Here is a 24,793-nt window from a genome sequence, read left to right on the forward strand (position 1 = left end):
AAATGGTTTGCCGTCTTGAGGAGAGATAGCGCACCGACAAACGCCGGGGAGGGCAGGATGGGCGGATATATTCTTGCAATCGATCAGGGCACGACATCGAGCCGTGCGATCGTCTTCGATAAAAACCAGAAAATCGCCGGGTCCGGCCAGAGGGAATTCAAGCAGCATTTCCCGAAATCCGGCTGGGTCGAGCATGATCCGGAAGAGATCTGGGACACCGTTGTTTCGACCATCAAGCAAGCGCTCCGCAACGCTGGCATCGAGGCCGGCGACCTCTCTGGAATCGGCATCACCAATCAGCGAGAAACTGTCGTCGTCTGGGAGCGCGAGACCGGAAAGCCGATCCACAATGCCATCGTCTGGCAGGACCGCCGCACCGCCTCCTATTGCGACAAGTTGAAAAAGCAGGGCTTTGAAAAGACCTTCACCAAAAAGACCGGCCTGCTGCTTGACCCGTATTTTTCCGGCACCAAGCTCTCGTGGATGCTGGCCAATGTTAAAGGGGCACGCACGCGGGGCGCTAAGGGCGAATTGTGCTTCGGCACGATCGATGCGTTCCTGATCTGGCGACTGACGGGCGGAAAATCCTTCGTGACCGATGCGACCAACGCGTCGCGCACGCTGATGTACAACATCGTGACCAACGAATGGGACAGCGAACTGCTCGAAATCTTGCGGGTTCCCGATGCGATGCTGCCGCAGGTGCTGGACTGCGCCGCGGACTTTGGTGTGACGGACGCTTCCGTGATCGGCGCCGAAATCCCGATCCTCGGCGTCGCCGGCGACCAGCAAGCGGCGACGATTGGTCAAGCCTGCTTCCAAGCGGGCATGATGAAATCGACCTATGGCACCGGCTGCTTCGCGCTGCTGAACACAGGCAAGGATATCGTTCGCTCGAAGAACCGGCTGCTGACAACCATTGCCTATCGTCTGGATGGCGAGACGACCTATGCGCTCGAAGGCTCAATCTTCGTCGCCGGTGCTGCCGTGCAGTGGCTGCGCGACGGACTGAAGGCGATCAAGTCCGCGTCCGATACCGGCACGCTCGCCGAACAGGCGGACCCGTCGCAGGAAGTCTATCTCGTGCCCGCCTTCACCGGTCTCGGCGCGCCGCATTGGGACCCGGATGCCCGTGGCGCGATCTTCGGCATGACCCGCAACACCGGCCCGGCCGAGTTCGCGCGCGCAGCGCTGGAAGCCGTGTGCTATCAGACGCGCGACCTGCTCGATGCCATGCACAAGGACTGGAAGAGCGACGGCAAGGAAACGGTCCTGCGCGTCGATGGCGGCATGGTCGCCTCCGACTGGACGATGCAGCGCCTGTCCGACCTGCTCGATGCGCCGGTCGATCGACCGACCATTCTGGAGACGACCGCGCTCGGTGTCGCCTGGCTTGCCGGCAGCCGGGCAGGGGTCTGGCCGAACCAGCAGGCATTCGCCAAGTCCTGGTCCCGCGACCGCCGCTTCGAACCGACCATGGACGACAAGACGCGCGCCGGGAAAATGAAGGGCTGGCGCAACGCGGTGAAGCGAACGCTGACCGAGGTCTGATTGATTCTGCCTGCTGAATGTAGTAACGTTGCTACAATTGAGCTTGAGAGGTGTTTCATGACCACCATGTCCAGCCGGGAGTTCAACCAGGAAACTGGCCGCGCCAAAAAAGCGGCGGAAATCGAGCCGGTTTTCATCACGGATCGGGGCGAGCCGTCGCATGTGCTTTTGTCGATCGAGGAGTACCGGAAACTGACAAGCAGTCACCTCTCGGATACGGAAATCGCTGGTCAACCGGTCAGGAAGACCATCATCGAGCTTCTTGCGATGCCAGGATTGGAGCAGGTCGACGATGACTTTGAATTTCCCGAATTGAAAGGGGATTGGGGCCTCAAAATTCCTGATTTCTCATGAACTACATACTCGATACGAATGTGATTTCCGAGTTTCGGAAGGCCGCCAACAGCAAATGTCATCCGTCCGTCAAAGATTGGGTGGAGGCGGTTGATCCGGACGCGCTTTACTTGTCCGTTATCACGATCATGGAGCTTGAACTCGGTTATCTGTCGTTGCGCCGCCGTGATCAGGTGCAGGCCACGCGGCTAAAAATCTGGATTTCGGAATATGTCCCGAGAGTCTTTCGGGACCGCATTCTTGTCTTTGATAACGACGTGGCTCTTCTCTGCGCAGGATTGCACGTCCCCGACAGGCGGCCGGAGCGGGACGCAATCATCGCGGCCACCGCGCTTCACCACGACCTCACCGTGGTGACGCGCAATATCCGGGACTTCAATGGCACCGGCGTCCGGTTGCTTAATCCGTGGGAAACCTGATCCTTGCCGAAACACACTGTTTCGGCCGCCATGCTGTCATGTATCCATGAGATTGATTATCTGAACGCTCGAAACACCCCTTCGCCCAAAGGCTGACAACAGGTAGCATCCCATGGAACTCGGACTTTACACTTTCGGCGACGTTCATCCCGAGGCCCCGACAGGCCGCGGCCGGGAGGGCGAGGAGCGGGTGCGCCATCTGATCGAGGAGATCGAACTGGCCGATCAGGTCGGGCTCAATGTCTTCGGCCTGGGCGAGCATCACCGCCCGGACTATGTCGCCTCGGCGCCGGCGATGATCCTGGCTGCAGCCGCATCCCGTACGAAGAACATCAAGCTGACGAGTGCCGTGACGGTGCTGAGTTCCGAGGACCCTGTGCGGGTGTTCCAGCAGTATTCGACGCTCGACCTCATTTCCAACGGCCGGGCCGAGATCATGGCCGGGCGCGGTTCGTTCATCGAATCCTTCCCGCTGTTCGGCTACGACCTCGAAGATTACGACCAGCTTTTTTCCGAAAAGCTCGACCAGCTGCTGGCGATCCGCGACGGGGAGACGGTGAGTTGGGCCGGTGAAAAGCGCGCACCGATCAATGGGCGTGGCGTCTATCCGCGTCCGGTCAACGATCCGCTGCCGGTCTGGATCGCCGTCGGCGGAACGCCGCAATCGCTGGCGCGCGCCGGCGTTCTCGGCCTGCCGGTGGCTCTGGCGATCATCGGTGGCGAGCCTGCCCGCTATGCGCCGCTGTTCGACCTCTACCGCGAATCGGCGCGCCGGGCCGGGCAGGATGCATCGACCTTGAAGACCAGCATCAATGTCCACGGCTTCATCGCCGATAAGACCGAGAAGGCAGCCGATCAGTTCTATGGCCCGCAGGCCGAGGTGATGAACCGGATTGGCCGGGAACGCGGATGGGGGCCGACCAACCGGGCGCATTTCAACCAGTCAATCGGACCGAACGGCAATCTCTTTCTCGGCGATCCCGATACGGTGGCCGAGAAGATCATCCGGCATCACGCGATCTTCAGGAACGATCGTTTCCTGCTGCAGATGGCGATAGGCCTGATGCCACATGACCAGATCATGCGGGGCATCGAGCTTTACGGCACAAAGGTCGCGCCGCTCGTGCGTGCTGCCCTTGCCGATGGCAACAAACCGGCACAAACCGCCTGAAATTGCCGATTTTCTTGTGATCTACGTCTGGATCGACGGCTTTCGGCGCGTTACATGTCTGCCGAAAGCGAGAGACGATGACCCTCAACAATGACGAAGATCTGGAGCGGCTGAAGGAAATCGGCCGTATCTGCGCCAATGCGATACAAGTGATGGCGGGAGCAATGGAACCGGGCATGACCACGGCCGAGCTCGATGCCATCGGCCGCAAGGTGCTGGAGGATGCGGGTGCGCGGTCGGCGCCGGAGCTTTGCTACGATTTTCCGGGGGCTACCTGTATCAGCGTCAACGAGGAAGTGGCCCATGGCATTCCGGGGACGCGCGTCATCCAGGCCGGCGATCTTGTCAATATCGATGTCTCCGCTGAAAAGAACGGATTGTTTGCCGATACCGGCGCGTCTTTCGCTTTGTCGCCCGTCAAGCCGCAGATCGAGCGCCTCTGCCGGGATGGCAAGCGCGCAATGTGGGTTGGGTTGAACGAGGTGAAATCCGGCAAGCCCTTGGCGGCGATCGGCAATGCCATCGGCGCCTTCGCCAGGAAAAACCGCTATACGCTTGTCACCAACCTCGCCAGCCACGGCGTCGGCCGTTCGCTGCACGAGGAGCCGACCGAGATCGCCACCTGGCCGGACAAGCACGAAAAGCGCCGGATGACCGAAGGCATGGTCTTCACCGTCGAGCCGTTCCTGTCGCTCGGCGCGCAATGGGCCGAAGGCGGCGACGATGCTTGGACGCTCTACAGCGAGCCACGCGCGCCGACGGTGCAATACGAGCACACGGTCGTCGTCACGCGAAACGGGCCGCTGGTCGTCACTTTGCCGGGCTGACCTATCGCACGCATTCACGCCGTTGAACGACAGCATCAAATTTTGTCGATTGTGCCGTGCATGTTGCATTGCGATATGTGAGCTATGAGCATTGCAGACACTCCCCGGAATGAAAGCCTGGCGGCAACCGCCGTCGCGGGCGCTATCGCCATGGCGGTTGCCATGGGCTTCGGCCGCTTTTCCTATACGCCGATCCTGCCGGGGATGATGGCCGGGCTTGGCCTGTCGCCGGCTGATGCCGGCATCATCGCGTCGGCCAATTTCATTGGCTATCTCGCTGGCGCCGTTGCCGCCGGCTACGGCTGGGCCGCCGGGCGCGAACGGCTGATCAGTCTCTCGGGGCTTTTCGCCACTGCGATCCTGCTTCTGGCGATGGGGCTGACCTCATCGCTCACGGCCTTTTCCGTCATCCGGTTCCTCGCCGGCGTGGCGAGCGCTTTCACGATGATCTTTACCTCGGCCATCGTGCTGAGCCGTGGGCTCGCCGCCGGCAATCCGCATGTGCAGGCCACCCATTTCGGTGGAGTTGGCATCGGCATCGCGGTTTCGTCGGTCATGGTTTTCCTGCTGCCCGCGCAAGGGTTTGGTACTGTGGCGGGCTGGCAGGCGTCCTGGTTCGGCGGTGCGGTCATCGCCTTTGCCGGGACGGCCATCGTGGCCATGCTGCTGCCGCGCGGGCCGGCGGTGGGCGCTTCGAGCGTGAGGGAAAAACCACTGATCTGGACGCGACCGCTGGTGGTTGTCACTTTGACCTACGGCCTGTTCGGCTTTGGGTATGTGATCACCGCAACCTTCCTTGTTGCCATGGCGCGGCAGGGTGCGACCGATCATACGGTCGAGTTTCTCGCCTGGCTGATCACCGGTCTCAGCAGCGCGGTCTCGGTCTTTCTATGGCGCTATGCCGTTCCCCGCCTCGGCATTGTCGGCGTCTATCTTGCCGGCATGTTCGTCGAGGCCATCGGCCTCGTTCTCGTGGTTGCGCTTCCGTCTCCCGCAGCGCCCCTGATCGGCGGCCTGATGCTGGGCGCCACCTTCATCATGGTCACCGCCTACGGTCTGCAGATCGGCCGGGCGCTGGCGCCGCAAAGCCCGCGCAAGGCGCTCGCCTTCATGACCGCCGCCTTCGGCGTCGGCCAGATCATCGGGCCGCTGGTGGCGGGGTGGCTTGCGCAAGGCAGCGGCAGTTTCGGCTTGCCGACCCTTCTTGCGGCCGGCGTGCTGCTTTTCTGCGCGGCCCTGATCGGCGTGGAAATGCGGCGCATCGTGGCGGCGAGCCGATAGGCGGTTCCCGATTAAATAACGGTAACATTAGCTTGACGTGATTGGCAGGGCAGGGCTTTTGCCCTAGGTTCCGGCAAACCATGCTTCACCGCCAACGAAAGCGTTTGACTTGTTCATTTCCTTCTTTCCCCATCCACGTTTGTTCTTTCCGTCCGTTCTCGTCTGGGCGCTGCTTTCGGTTGCGGTCTGGTACGCCGGGGGCGAACAGTTCGGTGCGCTTATCGGACTTCCGCCGCTCGCTGCGGGTCAAGAGCCCGTCATTGGCGTTTCCGTCTTTTGGTCTGCCTCCTTTTTGTGGTTCTATATCTATTACGCGGTAATGGTCGGGCTGTTTTCAGCCTTCTGGTTCACCTTCCGCCCGCATCCCTGGCAGATGTGGTCAGTGCTTGGCTCAGCGCTCATCGTCTTCACGACCTATTTTTCCGTTCAGGTCAGCGTTGCCATCAATGCGTGGTACGGGCCCTTCTACGATATGATCCAGCGGGGTCTTGCGCGCACTGCGCCCATCCCGACCGCGATGGAATATTATCTGGGCATGGTGGGTTTTGCCGGTATCGCGTTCGTGGCGATCACTGTTGGCGTGCTCAACCTGTTTTTCGTCAGCCACTACGTTTTCCGTTGGCGCACGGCGATGAACAATTTCTACATGTCCCACTGGGACAAACTGCGCCACATCGAAGGGGCTTCCCAGCGCGTGCAGGACGACACCATGCGTTTCTCGCGGACAATGGAAGGGCTCGGCGTCAGTCTCGTCAGCTCGATCATGACGCTCGTCGCTTTCCTGCCGGTTCTGTTCAAATTCTCAAGCACCGTGACTGAATTGCCCTTGATCGGCGAAATCCCGCACGCACTCGTCTGGGCGGCCGTTTGCTGGTCGCTGTTCGGGACAGTCTTTCTGGCATTGGTCGGGATCAAGCTTCCGGGGCTGGAGTTTCGCAATCAACGCGTCGAAGCAGCCTATCGTAAGGAACTCGTCTACGGTGAGGACCATGCCGACCGAGCGCAGCCGCCGACGGTGCGAGAACTCTTTGCCAATGTTCGCAAGAATTATTTCCGGCTTTACTTTCACTACATGTATTTCAATGTCGCCCGCATCTTCTACCTGCAGGCGGACAACCTTTTCGGCACGCTCGTTCTGATCCCGTCGATCGTGGCCGGCAAGTTGACGCTCGGCGTCATGAGCCAAATTCAGAACGTCTTCGGTCAGGTCCGTGAATCCTTTCAATATCTGGTCAATTCATGGACGACGATCGTGGAACTCCTGTCGATCTACAAACGACTGAAGGCATTCGAGGCGGCGATCTACGACGAGCCATTGCCAGAAATCGACCAGCGTTACCTTGCGCGTGAGGAAACCGACGGCGAGTTCGTGGCCGAGAGGCCGTAAACGCGGAAGATGCGACGATAAACTTCAAAAGGCGGAGCGGTCCGCCTTTTTCTGTTTTTCGATCAGCGGCAGGGCTTCGGCGTAGCTGACGCAGGCGACGTCCGGTTTGCTGCAGGTTTCGGTCAGGAACCGGTCGAGCGCGCGCCAATAGGCGCCGCCGTTCATTTCGACGAAATGGAAGCCGAGCTGCAGCGGAATGCGGCTGCCTTCATATTCGTGCTGGAAGGCCTTGTGATAGGCGTCGAGCGTGCGTTCCTCGAACGTTGCGCTGTCCTTGCGGTTTTCGACGCCCATCGAATGACGGACGAAGAGATTGTAGTCCATGCCGATGACGCGGCGCTGGCTGGGGCCTTCGGGGATGAGCGGCAAGCCGAAACGCGGCATGCCGTCGGCAGACGCCGGCCAGTCCGGTCCCTTGGTGACGAGACTGGCGTCATAGACAAAGCCATGTTGTTTCAAGGCCGGCAGCAGCCCGTCGCTCAGCGAGAGATAGGGCGCGCGAAAACCCTTGATGTCGTGATCGACGAAATCCGTCCAGCCCTGCGGCTCCTCATTGCCGATGCCACCAGCCTTCCAGGCGTTTTCCAGCGCGGAATGGAAGGCGGTGAATTCCCCGTTCCAGTCTTTCTCGCTCCAGTCCTTGCCGTCGAAATGACCGCAGGCATGGCTGCCGATATCGTGGCCGTCGAGATGCGCCTGCCAGATATGGCGGGCCCGGGTCTGGATTTCCTCCTGGCTCTGGGCAAAGCCGACATTGGAGCGCCCGGTCTTGTGGCCCGGTGCCTGATAGGCCTTGCCGCCATCCGCGCGCGTCATCAGGAAGGTACAGGAGAGGAAATAGGTGAAATGCGCGCCCGTGCGCCTGGCCATGTCGAGGCTCCTGTCCCACAACCGGTTATCATGCGCGCCGTCGAACGAGATGATGACGATCTGCTTGGAAGGGGCGGATGCCGACGGCTGCGTGGCGCCGGCAAGCGTCGGGGTCAGTGTCAGCGCGAGAGCCAGGGCGGCGGAAAATCGGGGCATGCGGAAACCTTGGACGGCAGGGGCGGGATTGTGTTCCCTGCGCGCAGAATGCGGCAATCCCGTGATTGGCCTTTCAACTTCGCGATGATCCGGCTATGCGAGAAGATAGAAAATTTCACGGAAACGGATGGATATCATGGCATTGCTTATTCTGGGGATCGTCATTTTTCTGGGCATGCATCTGGTGCGCGTCGTCGCCCCCGGGCTGCGCACGTCCATCATCGAGAGCCGTGGAAAAAGCACCTGGATGGGGCTTTATACCATTGTCAGCCTGATCGGTCTCGGCCTCATCGTCTATGGTTTCGGTGAGGCGCGGATGACCACCGGCATGCTTTACGACCCGCCGGTCTTCCTTCGTCACATTGCCCTGCTGTTGATGCTGCTCGCCTTCATCTGTCTTGCCGCCGGCTTCCTGCCGGCTGGCCGCATCGCCGTCGCGCTGAAGCATCCGCAGATCCTGTCGATCAAGATCTGGGCCTTGGCCCATCTGCTCGCCAACGGCGAGACATCTTCCGTCATTCTGTTCGGCTCGTTTCTGGCTTGGGCGGTGATCATGCGCATTTCGATGAAGAGACGACAGCGGGCGGGCGAGCAGGTGCTGCCGGTGTTCCGTTCCGGCTCCAACGACATCCTGGCGATCATCATCGGCCTCGTCGCCTATGGGCTGTTTGTCTGGAAATTGCATGAATGGCTGATCGGTGTCGCACCGATTGTGATGGGGTAACAGGCGCTAATTCACGCTGCCCCCTTACAACGGACGCAAAATACGGTAGAAGCGCGGAAATCTTTACATTCATCACTGCAGGGAAGGCCGGGCGACCGGAACTTACGAATGGCGAACCAGGACGACAGTTTTATCCGTGAGGTCAATGAAGAACTCCGTTCCGAACAGGTGAAAGCCGTCTGGACGCGGTTCGGCAGCGTGATCGTCGGGATCGCCATTCTGATCGTGCTCGGCACGATCGGTAAGGTCGGCTACGAATATTGGCATGAGACCTCGGCCTCCAAGTCCGGAGACCAGTTCCTCGCGGCGCTGACGCTGTCGAAGGAAAACAAGACCGACGAGGCGATCGCCGCCCTGAACACGCTCGAGAAGGATGGCTACGGCGCCTATCCGGTTCTGGCCAAGATGCGGGCTGCAACCATGCAGGCGCAGAAGGGCGATGTCGCCGGCGCCGTGCAGGTCTTCTCCGATATTTCCAAGGATGCCAGCCTGCCGCAGGCGATGCGCGACGCAGCCCGCGCCCGTGCTGCCTACCTACTCGTCGATACCGGTACCTATGAGCAGGTTTCGGCCGAGGTCGAGCAGCTTGCCGTTCCCGGCAATGGCTTGCGCCATTCGGCACGTGAAGCGCTGGGTCTCGCAGCCTACAAGAGCGGCGACATGGCCAAGGCGAAAACCTGGTTCCAACAGATTGCCGACGATCAGGAGACGCCGCGCAACCTGGCCAACCGTGCCCAGATGCTGCTCGACCTGATCACCGCGAGCGGAAAGGCCTCCTGAAGAGGCGCGCACACGAAACCTCAGGACGCCGCGGACTGATTCGCATCAAGCCCTGAAGACAGGATTAATCGATGAACTTCACCGTCGCCATCGTTGGGCGCCCCAATGTCGGAAAGTCGACGCTTTTCAACCGGCTGGTTGGAAAGAAGCTGGCGCTCGTCGATGATACGCCGGGCGTGACCCGCGACCGTCGTCCGGGCGACGCCAAGCTGGTCGATCTTCGTTTCACCATCATCGATACCGCCGGTCTCGAGCAGTCCGGCCCGGAAACCCTGCAAGGCCGAATGTGGCTACAGACGGAGGCTGCGATCGACGAGGCCGACCTGACACTATTCGTGGTCGATGCCAAATACGGCCTGACGCCGGCGGACGAAACGCTGGGTGAAATGCTGCGCCGCCGCGGCAAGCCGGTGGTGCTGGTTGCCAACAAGTCCGAAGCCAAGGGCTCGGATGGCGGTTATTACGATGCGTTCACGCTGGGGCTCGGCGAACCCGTCGCGATCTCGGCCGAACATGGCCAGGGCATGATCGACCTGCGCGACGCGATCGTCGCTGCGATCGGCGAGGACCGTGCTTTTCCGCCCGAGATGGACGAAGCGGAGACCAACATCGACCTCAGAGGCGACGAAGAGATCGAGGACGAGGAGTCCGAGCCCGAATATGACGAGACAAAGCCGCTGCGCGTCGCCATCATCGGCCGCCCGAACGCCGGCAAGTCGACGCTGATCAACCGCTTTCTCGGTGAGGATCGTCTCCTGACCGGCCCAGAGGCCGGCATCACCCGCGACAGCATTTCCGTCGAATGGGACTGGCGCGGCCGCACCATCAAGATGTTCGACACCGCCGGCATGCGCAAGAAGGCGCGCGTGCAGGAAAAACTCGAAAAGCTCTCCGTCGCCGACAGCCTGCGCTCGATCCGTTTTGCCGAAGCCGTGGTCATCGTCTTCGACGCCACGATTCCGTTCGAAAAGCAGGACCTGCAGCTCGTCGATCTCGTGGTGCGCGAGGGCCGTGCCGCGATCCTCGCCTTCAACAAGTGGGACCTAGTCGAAGACCCGCAGGCATTGCTGGCCGATCTGCGCGAGAAGACCGAACGCCTGCTGCCGCAGGCGCGCGGCATCCGCGCCGTGCCGATCTCCGGCCAGACCGGCTACGGCCTCGACAAGCTGATGCAGTCGATCATCGACACCGACAAGGTCTGGAATCGCCGCATCTCGACGGCGCGCCTGAACAAGTGGCTGGAAGGCCAGTTGATCCAGCATCCGCCGCCGGCAGTTTCCGGCCGCCGCCTGAAGCTGAAATACATGACCCAGGTCAAGGCCCGGCCGCCCGGCTTCATGATTTCCTGCACGCGTCCTGACGCCGTGCCGGAAAGCTATCTCCGTTACCTGACCAACGGTCTGCGCGTCGATTTCGACATGCCGGGCGTGCCGATCCGCATTCATCTCAGGGCCGCCGACAATCCGTTCGAAGGCCGGAAGAAGAAGCGGTAGGACGGGGAGCGCTGTAGACCTACCAGGTGATGCAGGTTGGGCTGTAGGCTGCAATCTTGCTGTCGCGGGTGACCAGAATCAACGGCTCGGTGATGGCTTGCGCGATCAGCAGGCGGTCAAAAGGGTCGGCATGCGGCGTGACGACTTTCTCTGTCGCCGCCGCATGTTCGGCGGTGATGTCCAGAATGCGGCTTCCGGCGTTGTGGAAATGACGAATGGCGTCATATCCGCTGAAGGGTATGGCCTTATCTCTGCCAACCATGAACTTGATCGAGATTTCCCAAATGCTCGCGGTGGAAATATACGTCTGATTGTCCGAATCCCTGAGGATGGCTTTGATTCTGGAGGACAGCATTTCAGGCGACGCGATCGCCCATATTGCCACATGCGTGTCCAGAAGAAGCTTCATTCGTTCTTCAATCCGAAAAGCTTGGCAACCTCTTCATCAAGAGCATTGAAATCTTCCAGCGACATCGGGGGAAACCGGCCTTCCAGCAGTCCGAGATGCATCCCTTTTTTTTCGCTTTGTGCGAGTGGCACCAGCCTTGCCGCCGGCTTTCCGTCGCGCGCGATGATGATCTCGTCCTCGGCGCCGCTTTCAACGGCACTGACAAGCTGAGAAAGACGCGTCTTGGCTTCCAGCATGTTGACGGTCGTCATGATCGGTCCCTTGGCTAAGCTTGACCAAAGTTAGGGCCGGAACACCGAAATTGCAAGCTTTTCACTTACCGCAGGCATTCCAGCTTGTCTTTCGCAACAAGCGCGCCGTGATGCTGAATCACTGCCGCGGCCGTTGCTGCCGCGAACTTGGCTGCGGATTGTGCGTCGCCGTTGACCGCATAGTGGGCCAGGAACGCGCCATTGAAGCTGTCACCGGCGCTGGTCGTGTCGACGATCTTGTCCACTTTCGCGGAGGCGACGAAAACGGGGGCGGCATCTCCGAAGGCGAGGGTAACGCCGGCTGCGCCATCCTTGACGACGACATTGTCGACGCCGAGGTTGCTGTAGCGTGAAATCGTTGCCGCCACATCCGCATCGCCGAAATGCGTCGCTTCGTCGTCGAAGCTCGGCATCACGAGACTTGCCGCACGGGCGCCGGCAGTAATGGTGTCGCGCATAGTGCCCTTGTCGTCCCAGAGACGCGGCCGGATATTCGGATCGAAGACCACCGTCTTGCCCGCTGCCTTCGCGCGGCGCAGCTCCGAAAGCAGCGTCTCGACCGCCGTCGGCGCGAGGATGGCGAGCGTGATACCGGAAAAGACGATGATGTCGGAGGCATCGATGGCGCCGCGCAAATGATCGGCGTCGTCGGCCAGGGTCTTGGCGGCGGAGACGGAGCGCCAATAGGAGAAGCTACGCTCGCCGTCCTTCAAGTGGATCATGTAAAGCCCGGGCGAGCGGCCCTCGATGCGGCGAATGTGGTTGATTCCGACACCGGTGCTTTCGATGAAGGCCAGCATGTCGTCCGACACCGTGTCATTGCCGACTGCCGTGAGATAATCGACCGACCAGTCCTGCGGCAGGAAGATGCGAGCGTAATAGGCGGTGTTGAACGTATCGCCGGCATAACCCTTGCGAAGCAGATCCCCTTCGGCCTGCATGAGTTCCACCATGCATTCACCGATCGAAAGCAGCCTGTCCGCCATGAATCCCCCCGCTGGTTGCGCCCTTATACGAAAGTCGAGATACGGCTTACCGGCATGGAAGGCAAGCGAATGCCGTCATCGCCATTCAGGGAACCCGGCCGATCCAAGGTCGTCATATCGGCATTGTCCGCTCCGCTACCGTCAATCTCCGCCGAGGTTTGAGAATGCCGTTTACTCCCTGCAGCCGCAACGATACATCTTGGACATATCCTTGTGATCGCGGAGTTTTTTGATGGCACCTTCCCTGAAGTCCAATCCCGATTGGTGGCGCGGCGCGGTGATCTACCAGGTCTATCCACGCTCCTTTCAGGACACAAAGGGCGACGGGGCGGGCGACCTCAAGGGCGTGACGCAGCGGCTTGACTATATTGCCAGCCTCGGCGTCGATGCCATCTGGCTATCGCCCTTCTTCACCTCGCCGATGGCCGACATGGGTTACGACGTTTCGGATTACTGCGATGTCGATCCGATGTTCGGCACGCTCGCCGATTTCGACGCGCTGTTGAAGAAGGCGCATCAACTCGGCATCAAGGTCATCATCGATCAGGTGATTTCCCATACATCCGACCAGCATCCCTGGTTCAAGGAAAGCCGCTCCGACCGAACCAACGCCAAGTCGGACTGGTATGTCTGGGCCGATCCGAAGCCGGACGGTACCGCGCCGAACAACTGGCTGTCGATCTTCGGCGGACCGGCCTGGGAATGGGACGGCGTGCGCAAGCAATATTACATGCACAACTTTCTAGGCTCGCAGCCGGATCTCAATTTCCACAATCAGGACGTTCAGGATGCCCTGCTGGAGACCGTGCGCTTCTGGCTGAAGCGCGGCGTGGACGGCTTTCGCCTCGACACGGTGAATTTCTATTTCCACGACAAGGAACTGCGCGACAACCCGCCACTCGTCCATGACGAGGACGCGATCGGGCTCGATGCGCCCGACGTCAATCCCTATGGCATGCAGAACCATCTCTATGACAAGACCCAGCCGGAAAATATCGGTTTCCTGCAGCGGTTTCGCGCCCTGCTCGACGAGTTCGGCGATCGCGCGTCGGTGGGCGAGGTCGGCGACGGCGCGCGCTCGCTGAAGACGGTGGCGGCCTATACCAGCGGCGGCGACAAGCTGCAGATGTGCTACACGTTCGACCTACTCGGGCCTGATTTTACCGCGACCCATATCCGCCGTTGTGTCACCGCCTTCCAGGACGCGGTCACCGATGGCTGGGTCTGCTGGGCCTTCTCCAATCACGACGTTACCCGCCATATCAGCCGTTTTGCGCAAACGATCGAGGAGCGCGACCGCATCGCGAGGCTGGCGATTTCGGTGCTTTCGGCGCTGCGCGGCTCGATCTGCCTCTATCAGGGCGAGGAACTGGCCTTGCCGGAAGCCGAGCTCGAACTCGCCGATCTGCGCGATCCCTACGGCATCCGCTTCTGGCCGGCCTTTAAGGGGCGCGACGGATGCCGCACGCCGATGGTCTGGGAGAAGGATGTTGACTATGCCGGCTTCTCCGACGTCAAGCCGTGGCTGCCGGTCCCGAAGGAGCATCGCCCGCTCGCCGCCGATGTGCAGGAGGGCATTCCGGACTCCGTCCTCGCGCACTACCGCCAGACGCTCGCCTTCCGCAGGGAGCATGCTCCGATGCTCGATGGCAGCATGAGCTTCGTCGAGACAAATCAGGACCTCCTGATGTTCATTCGCGAAAAAGCCGGCGAAAAGCTGCTGTTCGTCTTCAACCTTCGGCGAGGGCCGCAGACGGTGTCGCTGCCCAAGGGCGTTGTGATCGCCGAGGCCGTGCCGATGCCGGGTTTTGCGCCGCTGTTCGAAGGCGGTGAGATATCGCTCGAGGCGCTGGATGTATTTTGCGGGCGGATGTCACTGTAGCAGCTTGTCATACTGAGCGTGCGAACCGATCCAGAACCAGATGACATCGTCATTGTCCCGGACGGCCAGCGCACGCCAGGATGAGCCGACCCGTACTGACCAGAAACGCCCGACCTGTTTGAAGTGCAGGGACGGATGTTTTGGGTCTGCTTTCAATTTCTCAAAATTGTTGTCGGCGATTTCGCGAACATGCTTGGGCAGCTTGTCATAGGCTTCCCAAAAGGCAGCCGTTGCATGATGCCTCACAGGCTGCGAGACCGGCCGGACTTGAAGTCCGAAAGCGCTGCGTCAGCGAGTGCGTCCAATGCGCCACTCTCTGCGTCCTTGGCGAACTGCGTATCCCATCGCGCGGCTTGAAGGTCATCGAACCAAGCCGCGAACGCTTTCAGTTCTTCTGGGCCGAGTTCAGAGACGGATTTTTCGATCTGTTCCAATTTGGTCATGCCTAAGCTCCTATATCCGGCAGTTTAAGCTCGGGAAGTGGCCGTTCCAAGCGAAATGATCTCACCCGATCAACGCAAATTTATCCACATCCACCAGACCCATGTCCGAAATCTTCAGGTGCGGGATCACCGGCAAGGGCAGGAAAGCGAGTTGCAGGAAGGGTTCCTGCAGGGTGGCTCCGAGCGCAAAGGCGGCTTCGCGCAGGTGGTGCAGCGTGTCGCGTACGCTCTCGTAAGGTTCGAGACTCATCAGGCCGGCGACGGGCAGCGCGATTTCGCCGGTGACCTTGCCATCTTGGACGACGACGAAGCCGCCCTTGATCTTTCCCAGACGATTGGCGGCGAGCGCCATGTCGTCCTCGTTGACGCCGACGACACAGATATTGTGGCTGTCATGGCCGACCGTCGAGGCGATCGCTCCCTTCTTCAGGCCGAACCCCTGGACAAAGCCGTTGGCGTGATTGCCATTGACCCCGTGTCGCTCGATGACGGCGACCTTGATGATGTCGCGGCCAAGATCGACGCCTGCCTGGTTGCCCGATGCCGGCAGCTTGAAGCGCCGGTGTTCGGTGATGATCTTGCCCGGTAGGGCACCGATCACCGAGGTCTCGCCTTCCGCATAGGGCACGCCGAAATCGGCGGCGTTCACGTGGCCCGCCTTGACACTGTCGAGGCCGATGGGGGCAACGGCGCGGCGGGTCGCGAACAGGGCGTCGTCGACGCGACGGCCAGCGGCGAAAACCATCTCCGCCTTGCAGTTTTCGAGGGCGTCGATGACCACGAGATCGGCCCGCCAGCCAGGCGCGACGAGGCCGCGATCCCGAAGGCCGAAGGCGCGGGCAGCCGAGATCGAGGCGGCGCGATAGACCGCCAAGGGCTCGACGTCGTTGGCGATGGCTTCGCGGATCATGTAGTCGAGATGACCCTGTTCGGCGATATCGAGCGGGTTGCGGTCGTCAGTGCAAAGCGCCAGGAACGGCGACAGGCGCTCCGTCAGAATCGGCAGCAATGCATGCAGGTCCTTGGAGACCGAGCCTTCGCGCACGAGGATGTGCATGCCCTTGCGGATTTTTTCGAGCGCTTCCTCGGCGCTCGTGCATTCATGATCGGTGCGGATGCCGGTGGAGAGATAGCCGTTGAGATCGCGCCCGCGCAGTAGCGGCGCATGGCCGTCGATGTGGCCGCCCTGGAAGGCTTCCAACTTGGCGAGGCAGATCGGGTCCTTGTGGATGACGCCGGGGAAGTTCATGAATTCCGCAAGGCCGATGACTTTTTCATGGTCGCGGAAGGGCAGCAGTTTCTCAATCGGCAGATTGGCGCCGGAGGTTTCCAGATGCGTTGCCGGCACGCAACTCGAGAGCTGGACGCGGATATCCATGATCGTTTCAAGGGACGAATCCAGGAAGAAGCGGATGCCGTCTGTGCCGAGCACATTGGCGATCTCGTGAGGATCGCAGATTACCGTCGTCACGCCATAGGGCAGGACGCAACGGTCGAATTCATGCGGGGTGACGAGCGAGGATTCGATATGCAGATGCGTATCGATGAAACCGGGAACGATGATCCGGCCGGAAATATCGATCTCCTGCGCGCCGCTGTAGGTACCGCAGGTGCCGACGATCCGGTCGCCGCTGATGGCGATGTCGGAGGCGACCAGTTCGCCGGTGACGAGATCGAAGAAGCGGCCACCCTTGAGCACGATGTCTGCTGGCACGCGTCCCGTGCCCTGATCGATCAGCGTTTCCAGTCTCTTGCTCATGATGATCCTGCTTCCTGCCTGCTGTTTGCTGCCAGCATAAACGCTGTCGCGCTATAATGCACAGGGATAGCGAGGATCATCCAAATGAAAACGGGCGCCGAAGCGCCCGTTTCCGTCAGAGTGGAGCCCGCTTATTCGGCGGCGACGATCTTGCCGGCGTCCCACTTGTAGAGCGAGAAGCTCTGCGAGGTGAGGTCGCCGTTTTCGCCATAGGTGACGTCGCCGATCGCCGTCTTGATCGGCTCGCCGGCCTTGAGCGCGGTGGCAACAGCGGTTGCATCCTCGGCGCTGCCGGCCTTTTCGATGCCGGCCTTGATGACTTCGACGGCGGCATAGGCGTTCAGCGTAAAGGCTTCCGGCGGAATGTTGGCGGCCTGCAGCGCGGCAACGGCGGCCTTCGAGCTGTCGTTCTTCAAAGCGTCGGACGCGTTGGTGAAGACCGTGCCGGCTGCCGCATCCGTGCCGATGCTCCAGAATTCGGTGTTGGACAGGCCGTCGCCGCCGATGACCTGGATCGGGGCGGAGATGTCATGCAACTGGCGCACCAGAAGGCCGGCTTCGGGATGGTAGCCGCCGAAATAAAGGATATCGACTTTCTCAGCCTTCAGGCGTGTGGTGATCGCGCTGAAGTCCTTTTCGCCGGGTGTCAGCGAATCGTTGAAGACTTCCGTCACGCCACCGGCGTTCAGCGTTGCCTTGAAGGAATCGGCGAGACCCTTGCCGTAGGCGCCCTTGTCGTTAAGGATGCCGATGCGCTTGTCCTTGAACTGCTTGAGAACATAGGCTGCAGCGACTTCAGCCTGCTGATCGTCACGGCCGCAGGTGCGCAGGATCGTCGCCAGACCGCGCTTGGTGAGATCGGGCGTCGTTGCCGTTGGCGTGACCATCAGCACGCCGTTTTCAGCCAGGACATCGGATGCCGGCATGGCGACGCCCGAGGTTACCGGGCCAACGACGAAGCGGATGCCGTCGCCGACGATCTGGTTTGCGGCCGAGACACCCTGCTTGGGTTCACCGGCATCGTCGGTCAGCTTCAGCACGACCTGTTCGCCGAGAATGCCGCCGTTCTTGTTGATCTGATCGACGGCGACCTGTGCGCCATTCTTCACCTGATCGCCATAGGCGGCGACGGGACCGGTCAGCGGCGCAATCAGGCCGATCACGATTTCCGCATGGGCGAGCGGCGAAAACGCCAGCGAGGCGGCGAGCGTGACGCCAGAGACTATCTTAAAGTTCATCTTGCTTCTCCTTGAATGGGTTGGTTCCCCCGCAGCGCCAGCGTCGTGATCGCCAGCCGCACGGGGACAGTCCCTCCGGTCGAAGCAAGCTTACGCTGGATGGGTTCCCCTGTCTTCTGCGAACAGGCCTTTCCCATGTCCAAGGGTCTATGAACCCCTCGCGGATTCCGCAAGGCGGTTTTCTAGGCAATTGCGAAATATTTGTTCAATTTACCGTATTGGGACGGCCCCGGACGGTCGCAGGATCGGATGGCGGGGAATGTTTCTTTCGCAGGTGGCTATTTTGCAGTTTTCCTGCTGTTGTCCCCGCCTGACGAGCGCCCTCTCGCCAAGCGGGAAAGGGCACTCGCCGGTTTCGCTCATCAGGCGTTGGCAATCAGTACCTTGCGGATACCGTCGATCAGTTCGTCGATCTGGGCCTTCGAGATGATCAGCGGCGGCGACAGCGCGATGATGTCGCCGGTGGTGCGGATCAGGTAGCCGTTCTCATAGGCTTTCAGGAAGGCGGAGAAGGCGCGCTTGGTTGGTTCGCCTGATATCGGGGCAAGCTCGATCGCGCCGATCAGGCCGATATTGCGGATATCGATGACATGCGGGCAGTCCTTCAGCGAATGCAGCGCGTCGGCCCAGTAGGGGGCGAGTTCGGCGCCACGGGTGAGCAGGCCTTCGTCGCGGTAGGTGTCGAGCGTGCCGAGTGCGGCGGCGCAGGCGATCGGGTTGCCGGAATAGGTGTAACCGTGGAAGAACTCGATCATGTGTTCCGGGCCGTTCATGAAGGCGTCGTGGATTTCCGCCGTGACGAACACCGCGCCCATTGGAATGACGCCGTTGGTCAGGCCCTTGGCGGTGACGATCATGTCCGGTTTGACGTCGAAATACTGGGCGGCGAACGGGGTGCCGAGACGGCCATAACCGGTGATGACTTCGTCGAAGATCAAGAGGATGCCGTGCTTGGTGCAAATCTCGCGCAGCTTCTGCAGGTAACCCTTCGGCGGGATGAGGACGCCAGTGGAACCGGCAACCGGCTCGACGATGACGGCGGCGATGGTCGAGGCGTCATGCAGGGTGACGATGCGTTCCAGTTCGGTGGCGAGGTCTGCGCCATGCTCCGGTTCGCCCCTGGTGAAGGCATTCTTTTCCGGCAGATGGGTGTGGGGCATGTGGTCGACGCCCGACAGAAGCGTGCCGAACATCTTGCGGTTGGAGACGATGCCGCCGACGGAAATGCCGCCGAAGTTGACGCCATGATAGCCGCGCTCACGGCCGATCAGGCGAGTTCGCGAACCATTGCCCTTGGCGCGGTGATAGGCGAGCGCCACCTTGAGTGCTGTCTCGACCGATTCCGAGCCGGAATTGGTATAGAGCACATGTTCCATGCCGTCGGGCGCGATGTCGATCAGGCGGTTGGCCAGTTCGAAGGCCTTGGGATGGCCGAGCTGGAAGGCGGGCGCATAGTCGAGTTCGCCGGCCTGCTGCTGAATGGCTTCGGTGATCAGTGGCCGGCAGTGGCCAGCGTTTACGCACCAGAGGCCAGCCGTGCCGTCCAGCACCTGTCGCCCGTCATGGGTCGTGTAGTGCATGTCCTTCGCCTTGACGAACATGCGGGGTTCTTTCTTGTACTGCCGGTTGGCCGTGAACGGCATCCAGAAAGCTCTGAGATCGTTGGGCGTGGCATTGAGGCGGTTGGACATCGTGTTCTCCGTGGCGTTTTTGCCTGGCGGCCAAAGCCAGGGTATCAGGCTGAATCTTTTACCTGATGGTCAAACTATCAGCGCGCCTTGCAGCGTCAAGCCTTGGCCAGATGTTCCAGGCCTCCGGCGATAGCGCTGAAATAAACGGTTTCTTGAGCATGGCGGCAGGAATGGGCGTGACATCGTCTTCGTCTTTTCCGAAGTTTAACGTGTTCGGACACAGTGTCTCGCCGCGCCCCGACATTTGGCTTCAGGATGAAGATGTTGCGAAAAACCCCTGTCTGCCCGAAGCTGGTCTGCCTGACGCTGGTCTGCCTGACGCTCGCTGTCGTTTTTCGTCTTCCGGCGCAGGCCGCAAACATGATCACAGATGGCACGTTCGAAAACGGCTTGGATGGTTTCTGGGCTACCGGTGGCGTGACGCTGTCGCGGGAAAAGGGAAGACTCTGCGCCGACGTCGAAGCGGGCGGGCAGCCCTGGGATCGGTTGATGGGCGTCAACGATCTGCAGTTTACGTCAGATATATCCTATCAACTGACCATGACGCTCGAAGCGCGCGAGGACCATTCGTTTCCGCTGCTCGTTCAGCGCAACGCGGATCCCTGGACCGCGCAGGCGACACTCGAAGCCGCCACCAAAAACGGCAAGCAGGCATTCTCGTCGGTGTTCAAGGCGACCGATGCGGAGCCGGCCCAGATCCTCTTTCAGCTTGGTGGCGCCGTAAATCCTTGGCGGTTCTGCCTCGACGACATCACCGTCGATGAAGCCAAACCGGAGGCGATTGCTGCCGCAGCCGCCATTTCAGCCGTTGCAAAGCCCGCGCCGCATGCATTGCCGGCTCTGGTCAACCAGACAGGCTATTTCATTGATGGCCCGAAGCGGGCGACGATCCTTTCCAAAGGCACCGAACCGATGGCCTTTCAGCTAGAAGATGCGGCTGGTGCGGTGGTCGGCGAAGGCATGACCGCGCCCGGCGGTTTCGACCAGACCGTCGGTTCCGAAACGCAGATCGCCGACTTTTCCGCCTTCACGACGGCGGGCGAGGGATACCGGTTGATCGTCGGCGGCAAGAAGAGCTATCCGTTTTCTGTCGGCAGCGATGTCTATGGCAAATTGCGCGTCGATGCGTTGTCCTGGTTCTATCCGCAGCGCAGCGGCATCGAAATTCAGGGCGATATTGCCGGTGAGGCCTATGCGCGGCCGGCCGGCCATGTGCAGGAGGGGCCGAACCTCGGCGATATCGACGTTTCCTGCCTGACCGGGAAGACGGCGGCGAAGCTCTACGGCAAGGACTGGACCTGCGATTACACGCTGGATGTCTCGGGTGGCTGGTATGACGCCGGCGACGAAGGCAAGTATGTGGTCAATGGCGGCATCGCCGTGGCGCAGCTTCTCGGCACGTTCGAGCGCGGACTGCTGTATGGCAAGGGAGCATCACCCGTCATCAGCGACAGCCTGTCGCGCATTCCCGAGAATGGCAACGGCATTCCCGATATTCTCGACGAAGCGCGCTGGGAGCTGGAATTCCTTCTGAAGATGATGGTTCCGGACGGTCAACCCATGGCCGGCATGGTGCATCACAAGGTGCATGATATCAGTTGGACCGGCGTGCCGATGTTGCCGCATCTCGATCCCGAGGAGCGCGTCCTCCATCGCCCGTCGACCGCCGCCACGCTCAATCTGGCCGCCGCCGCAGCGCAGGGCGCACGTCTTTTTGCGCCCTATGACGCGGCATTTTCACAGCGCTTGCTGGCGGCGGCGGAAAAAGCCTGGCTTGCCGCCGCTGTCAATCCGGTGCTGTTCGCGCCGGAATCGGACGGTCTGCAGGGCGGCGGCGATTATCACGATACCGACATTACCGACGAAACCTACTGGGCGGCCGCCGAACTCTATATCACCACCGGCGAAGCGAAATACCTGACGACGCTGAAGGGCTCTTCCTATTGGGCCGGTCCGGTGTTTCCCGCTATCGGCGCCTTTGATTGGCGCAGTGTCGCCGGACTGGCCCGGCTCGACCTTGCCTTGTTCGGCGATCGCTTGCCGGAGGATGACAAGGCTACGATCCGCGCCTCCGTGGTATCGGCTGCGAAAAATTTCATCGGACTTCAGAAAAAGGAACCTTTCGGCCATATCTACCGCCCGGCGAATAACCGCTATGACTGGGGTTCCAACCAACTCATCCTGCACAACATGATCGTCGTTTCCGCCGGCTATGACCTGACCGGAGAAAAGGTCTTCCTCGACAGCGTCCGCGAAAGCATGGATTACATCTTCGGGCGCAACGGGATGAACCTGTCCTATGTCACCGGCTATGGCAGCGTCTTTTCCAAGAACCAGCATAGCCGCTGGTATGCGCATCAGGTTGATGACAGCCTACCCAATCCACCTGTTGGGACACTGGCCGGCGGACCGAACTCGACGCTGGTCGATGCGGTCGCGCAGGCGAGGCTCAAGGGCTGCATGCCGCAGATGTGCTATATCGACGACATCATGGCCTGGGGTACCAACGAAATGACGATCAACTGGAACGCGCCGCTGGTCTATATCGCGTCCTTCCTGGCGGATGCCCGATGAGCGGACAGACGGGCATTGCTTTCATCGGCACCGGCTTCGTCGCCGATTATTATATGACGACGCTTGCCAATCATCCGAAGCTGCGTCTGGTCGGTGTGTGGGACATCGATCCCGCCCGCCTCAAGCAGTTCTGCGACTACTGGAACGTTCGCGCCTATGCGTCGCGTGAGGAGTTGCTGGCTGACCCCGCCATCACCATCGCCGTCAACCTGACGACGCCGGAAAGCCATTACCCGGTCAATAAGGCGAGCCTTGTTGCTGGCAAGCATGTCTATTGCGAAAAGCCGCTGGCGATGACGGTCGAGCAGGCGCGCGAGGTCGTGGCGACGGCCGAGGAGAAGGGGCTGATCCTCGCGGGTGCGCCGGCCAATGCCCTGAGCGATGCCAAGGCGCATTGTGGGGATATCCTCGCCTCCGGGGTCATCGGGATACCGCGCCTTGCCTATGCGGAGATGGAGGACGGGCCGGTCTTTCTCGACAACTGGCAGGACTGGCGAAGCCGTTCCGGTGCGAAATGGCCGGGGGTGCATGAATTCGAGATCGGCTGTACGCTGGAACATGCCGGCTACGCCACCAGTTGGCTGGTCTCACTGTTCGGTCCCGTCGCCAATGTCGCTGCTTTTTCGGCGCTCACCTTTCCGAACAAGGGGCCGGGGACGGAAAGCCTCATGCTCGGGCCTGATTTTTCGACGGGCTGCCTCACCTTCCAGTCGGGTCTTGTCGCCCGCCTGACCAGCGGCCTTGCCGCACCGCGCGACCGGTCCCTCACCATCATCGGCGACAAGGGAACCATCGTCGTTCGCGATCTCTGGGATAACCGCTCGCCCGTTCACGTCTCGCTGGTGGGTGCGAGACGCCCGCTGCGGCACCGGCTGCTGGAGCGCATCGAACGCCAGATCAAGCGCAAATTGCCGCTCAACCTGATGGCTGGAAAGCCCGTGCCCTATCCACAGGCTGCAGCGAAGAACGCGCTGCCGGCTTACCCTTCGCAGATCGATTTCGTCCGGGGTATTGCGGCGCAAGCAGAGGCGATCGCTGCCAGGACCCAACCAGTCTTTTCGGGCAAGACCGCGCTGCATCTGACGGAAATCGTCCTGGCGCTCAATGCTGGCAAGCGGGACTACACGCCGACCGGCCTATGACGCAGGCTCAGCCAAGACGGTTTCGATGATGCCGAGTGCCGCGATACTGGCACTGAGCGGCATCGTGCGGCTTTCGCGATCGCCCTGAAGAATGGCCTTGCTCGCGGCCTCGATCTCGAATTGCAGACCGTTTCCGGCGAAGCCGTGGGTGTGGACCGTGAGGCCGGGCAGGGGCAGTCTGGCTGCAAGCTTGCCAATCAGGCGGGAGAGACGACCGGAGCCAGAAGGCGTTGCCAGCCACCCTATCAATCGATTGCGTATGACGAACACGCGACTTGCGCGCAGGAACGGAGCATCAATGACGATGCTCCCGGTCTCGCCTTCGATAACGAAGCGATTGCCACCGTTTCGATCGAAGCCGCAGCTGATCTGGGCCGCAAATCCGTCATAGCCAAGCCGGAGATCGGCCGCCATGTCGACGCCGGTCGGAGCAGCGCGCCAGCGGCCGGTCACCGATCCGGGGACGCCGAACAGCGCCAGCGCCAGCGCGATCGGATAGGTGCCGAGGTCGAACAGCGAACCGCCACCAAGGGATTTCGAGAAGAACCGGCTCTTGCTGTCGAAGGGCCTGACATAGGCAAGCTCGGCGCGAACGCCGGTGATGGCGCCTATGGTTTTGTCGGCCAGCAGCGTGCGGACATGATCGACCGCCGGCAGGAAGACGGTCCAGAGCGCTTCCATTGCAAAGGTCTGTTTTTCGTTCGCAAGATCGGCGATCTGGCGGGCCCGCGCCGCCGTCGTGACCATCGGCTTTTCGATCAATACCGGCTTTCCGGCGCTGAGCAGCCGCTGTGCCGCATCGAAATGGGCGGTGTTCGGCGTGGCGATGTAGACGGCGTCAATCTCTGGATCATGCGCCAGCGCATCGATATCCTGAACGACACGCAGGCCGCCGAAACGCTGCGAGAAGGAATTGGCAGCGTCGGGTGTACGCGAGCAGACCGCCGTCAGCCGTGCATGTCCGGCCAACTCCATATCCTGTGCAAAGGTCGCCGCGATCGACCCGGTTCCGAGGACCGCCCAGGCAATCGTCCTGTCGTTTTCACTGTCATTCATGGCACGGATACTGCACGCCAACTCTCAAGGGCGCGTTAAGCGTTGAAAAGGGTTGACGCCGACCATTGTGGATTGCGCAACTCTGCAAGCTTTGCACAACCCTTTCGTGCGATTGAAGGCCGTCCCGCAGCTGGAGTGGTGGATCAAGGGCAATTGCCGCTGCTTCGTGAAGGGCACATGACCTTCGTCCGTCGCGTTCGACAAATCGGTTGGATGCGGCGGGCGAATTTGCCGGCTGGATCGAGACCCAGGCTATCGTGGCGAGGTGCCATCGGCCCGGCTGGTATCAGCGACCAGCGGTCGATCCAAGTCTGATTTTGGAAAATGGATATGGACGGGGGCCGGCGAG

23 protein-coding genes are annotated in these 24,793 nt (G+C 61.0%); 13 read left to right on the top strand and 10 right to left on the bottom strand.

Translation table 11 applies throughout. From position 1 onward, the window contains the following. The first annotated feature begins 57 nt into the window (after nucleotides 1-57). From glpK to sbmA, 7 genes are all read left to right on the top strand, one after another. Nucleotides 58-1,551, top strand: a complete 1,494-nt coding sequence (glpK, locus tag ACST81_RS09050; RefSeq protein ID WP_438752593.1) for a glycerol kinase GlpK — start codon at nucleotides 58-60, stop codon at nucleotides 1,549-1,551. A gap of 57 nt (nucleotides 1,552-1,608) precedes the next feature. After that, nucleotides 1,609-1,905 carry a type II toxin-antitoxin system Phd/YefM family antitoxin gene (locus tag ACST81_RS09055; protein ID WP_438752594.1) on the top strand — a complete coding sequence of 99 codons (297 nt, stop codon included), beginning with the start codon at nucleotides 1,609-1,611 and terminating at the stop codon, nucleotides 1,903-1,905. Next, nucleotides 1,902-2,324: a type II toxin-antitoxin system VapC family toxin gene (locus ACST81_RS09060; RefSeq protein WP_438752595.1), complete on the top strand. Its 423-nt coding sequence runs from the start codon at nucleotides 1,902-1,904 to the stop codon at nucleotides 2,322-2,324. Before ACST81_RS09055 ends, ACST81_RS09060 begins: the two co-directional genes overlap by 4 nt. A 112-nt stretch (nucleotides 2,325-2,436) precedes the next feature. Then, the gene (locus ACST81_RS09065; protein ID WP_438752596.1) at nucleotides 2,437-3,495 is read left to right on the top strand and encodes an LLM class flavin-dependent oxidoreductase; all 1,059 of its coding nucleotides are present in this window, start codon (nucleotides 2,437-2,439) and stop codon (nucleotides 3,493-3,495) included. A gap of 77 nt (nucleotides 3,496-3,572) precedes the next feature. Next, the gene (gene map / locus ACST81_RS09070; protein WP_438752597.1) at nucleotides 3,573-4,322 is read left to right on the top strand and encodes a type I methionyl aminopeptidase; all 750 of its coding nucleotides are present in this window, start codon (nucleotides 3,573-3,575) and stop codon (nucleotides 4,320-4,322) included. 84 nt (nucleotides 4,323-4,406) lie between these two features. Beyond that, nucleotides 4,407-5,603, top strand: coding sequence for an MFS transporter (locus tag ACST81_RS09075; protein ID WP_438752598.1), 1,197 nt, complete (start codon nucleotides 4,407-4,409; stop codon nucleotides 5,601-5,603). A 109-nt stretch (nucleotides 5,604-5,712) separates the two neighbouring features. After that, nucleotides 5,713-6,990, top strand: coding sequence for a peptide antibiotic transporter SbmA (sbmA, locus tag ACST81_RS09080; RefSeq protein WP_438752599.1), 1,278 nt, complete (start codon nucleotides 5,713-5,715; stop codon nucleotides 6,988-6,990). A gap of 24 nt (nucleotides 6,991-7,014) precedes the next feature. Here sbmA and ACST81_RS09085 read toward each other — a convergent pair whose 3' ends face one another. Beyond that, nucleotides 7,015-8,016, bottom strand: coding sequence for a polysaccharide deacetylase family protein (locus ACST81_RS09085; protein ID WP_438752600.1), 1,002 nt, complete (start codon nucleotides 8,014-8,016; stop codon nucleotides 7,015-7,017). A 136-nt stretch (nucleotides 8,017-8,152) separates the two neighbouring features. Between ACST81_RS09085 and ACST81_RS09090 the strand changes: the two genes are divergently transcribed. The 3 genes from ACST81_RS09090 (at nucleotide 8,153) to der (ending at nucleotide 11,013) form a co-directional block, all read left to right on the top strand. Next, nucleotides 8,153-8,740, top strand: a complete 588-nt coding sequence (locus tag ACST81_RS09090) for an NnrU family protein (RefSeq protein WP_438752601.1) — start codon at nucleotides 8,153-8,155, stop codon at nucleotides 8,738-8,740. A gap of 108 nt (nucleotides 8,741-8,848) precedes the next feature. Then, the gene (locus ACST81_RS09095; protein ID WP_438752602.1) at nucleotides 8,849-9,520 is read left to right on the top strand and encodes a tetratricopeptide repeat protein; all 672 of its coding nucleotides are present in this window, start codon (nucleotides 8,849-8,851) and stop codon (nucleotides 9,518-9,520) included. Between the two features lie 71 nt (nucleotides 9,521-9,591). Then, on the top strand, nucleotides 9,592-11,013 hold the full coding sequence (gene der / locus ACST81_RS09100; RefSeq protein ID WP_438752603.1) for a ribosome biogenesis GTPase Der: 1,422 nt from the start codon (nucleotides 9,592-9,594) through the stop codon (nucleotides 11,011-11,013). 19 nt (nucleotides 11,014-11,032) lie between these two features. Here der and ACST81_RS09105 read toward each other — a convergent pair whose 3' ends face one another. From ACST81_RS09105 to ACST81_RS09115, 3 genes are all read right to left on the bottom strand, one after another. Further along, complete coding sequence (locus tag ACST81_RS09105) at nucleotides 11,033-11,422, bottom strand: type II toxin-antitoxin system VapC family toxin (RefSeq protein WP_438752604.1); 390 nt, start codon at nucleotides 11,420-11,422, stop codon at nucleotides 11,033-11,035. After that, nucleotides 11,419-11,658, bottom strand: a complete 240-nt coding sequence (locus ACST81_RS09110) for a type II toxin-antitoxin system Phd/YefM family antitoxin (RefSeq protein ID WP_438752605.1) — start codon at nucleotides 11,656-11,658, stop codon at nucleotides 11,419-11,421. Before ACST81_RS09110 ends, ACST81_RS09105 begins: the two co-directional genes overlap by 4 nt. Nucleotides 11,659-11,738: 80 nt before the next feature. Continuing rightward, nucleotides 11,739-12,659, bottom strand: coding sequence for a sugar kinase (locus ACST81_RS09115; protein WP_438752606.1), 921 nt, complete (start codon nucleotides 12,657-12,659; stop codon nucleotides 11,739-11,741). 232 nt (nucleotides 12,660-12,891) lie between these two features. Between ACST81_RS09115 and bglA the strand changes: the two genes are divergently transcribed. After that, nucleotides 12,892-14,541 carry a beta-galactosidase BglA gene (gene bglA, locus ACST81_RS09120; protein ID WP_438752607.1) on the top strand — a complete coding sequence of 550 codons (1,650 nt, stop codon included), beginning with the start codon at nucleotides 12,892-12,894 and terminating at the stop codon, nucleotides 14,539-14,541. On the opposite strand, the gene ACST81_RS09125 is transcribed toward bglA, so the two are convergent. From ACST81_RS09125 to ACST81_RS09145, 5 genes are all read right to left on the bottom strand, one after another. Further along, on the bottom strand, nucleotides 14,533-14,787 hold the full coding sequence (locus tag ACST81_RS09125) for a type II toxin-antitoxin system RelE family toxin (RefSeq protein ID WP_438752608.1): 255 nt from the start codon (nucleotides 14,785-14,787) through the stop codon (nucleotides 14,533-14,535). The genes bglA and ACST81_RS09125 overlap by 9 nt on opposite strands. Continuing rightward, nucleotides 14,784-14,984, bottom strand: a complete 201-nt coding sequence (locus ACST81_RS09130; RefSeq protein WP_438752609.1) for a hypothetical protein — start codon at nucleotides 14,982-14,984, stop codon at nucleotides 14,784-14,786. The genes ACST81_RS09125 and ACST81_RS09130 overlap by 4 nt, the downstream gene beginning before the upstream one ends. Before the next feature lie 61 nt (nucleotides 14,985-15,045). Next, a complete protein-coding gene (gene ade / locus ACST81_RS09135; protein WP_438752610.1) occupies nucleotides 15,046-16,743 on the bottom strand; it encodes an adenine deaminase in 1,698 nt (565 codons plus the stop codon). A gap of 131 nt (nucleotides 16,744-16,874) precedes the next feature. Next, nucleotides 16,875-17,981, bottom strand: coding sequence for a branched-chain amino acid ABC transporter substrate-binding protein (locus ACST81_RS09140; RefSeq protein WP_438752611.1), 1,107 nt, complete (start codon nucleotides 17,979-17,981; stop codon nucleotides 16,875-16,877). A 362-nt stretch (nucleotides 17,982-18,343) separates the two neighbouring features. Next, nucleotides 18,344-19,672 carry an aspartate aminotransferase family protein gene (locus tag ACST81_RS09145; RefSeq protein WP_438752612.1) on the bottom strand — a complete coding sequence of 443 codons (1,329 nt, stop codon included), beginning with the start codon at nucleotides 19,670-19,672 and terminating at the stop codon, nucleotides 18,344-18,346. A gap of 261 nt (nucleotides 19,673-19,933) precedes the next feature. On the opposite strand from ACST81_RS09145, the gene ACST81_RS09150 reads away from it, so the two are divergent. Next, nucleotides 19,934-22,246 carry a glycoside hydrolase family 9 protein gene (locus ACST81_RS09150; RefSeq protein ID WP_438752613.1) on the top strand — a complete coding sequence of 771 codons (2,313 nt, stop codon included), beginning with the start codon at nucleotides 19,934-19,936 and terminating at the stop codon, nucleotides 22,244-22,246. After that, entirely contained in the window at nucleotides 22,243-23,388 is a 1,146-nt protein-coding gene (locus ACST81_RS09155; protein ID WP_438752614.1) for a Gfo/Idh/MocA family protein, read from the top strand. The genes ACST81_RS09150 and ACST81_RS09155 overlap by 4 nt, the downstream gene beginning before the upstream one ends. On the opposite strand, the gene ACST81_RS09160 is transcribed toward ACST81_RS09155, so the two are convergent. Next, the gene (locus ACST81_RS09160) at nucleotides 23,383-24,444 is read right to left on the bottom strand and encodes a Gfo/Idh/MocA family protein (protein ID WP_438752615.1); all 1,062 of its coding nucleotides are present in this window, start codon (nucleotides 24,442-24,444) and stop codon (nucleotides 23,383-23,385) included. The genes ACST81_RS09155 and ACST81_RS09160 overlap by 6 nt on opposite strands. Nucleotides 24,445-24,793 lie beyond the last annotated feature (349 nt).

It is taken from the genome of Pararhizobium sp. O133 (assembly GCF_051669845.1).
Lineage (GTDB): Bacteria > Pseudomonadota > Alphaproteobacteria > Rhizobiales > Rhizobiaceae > Pararhizobium.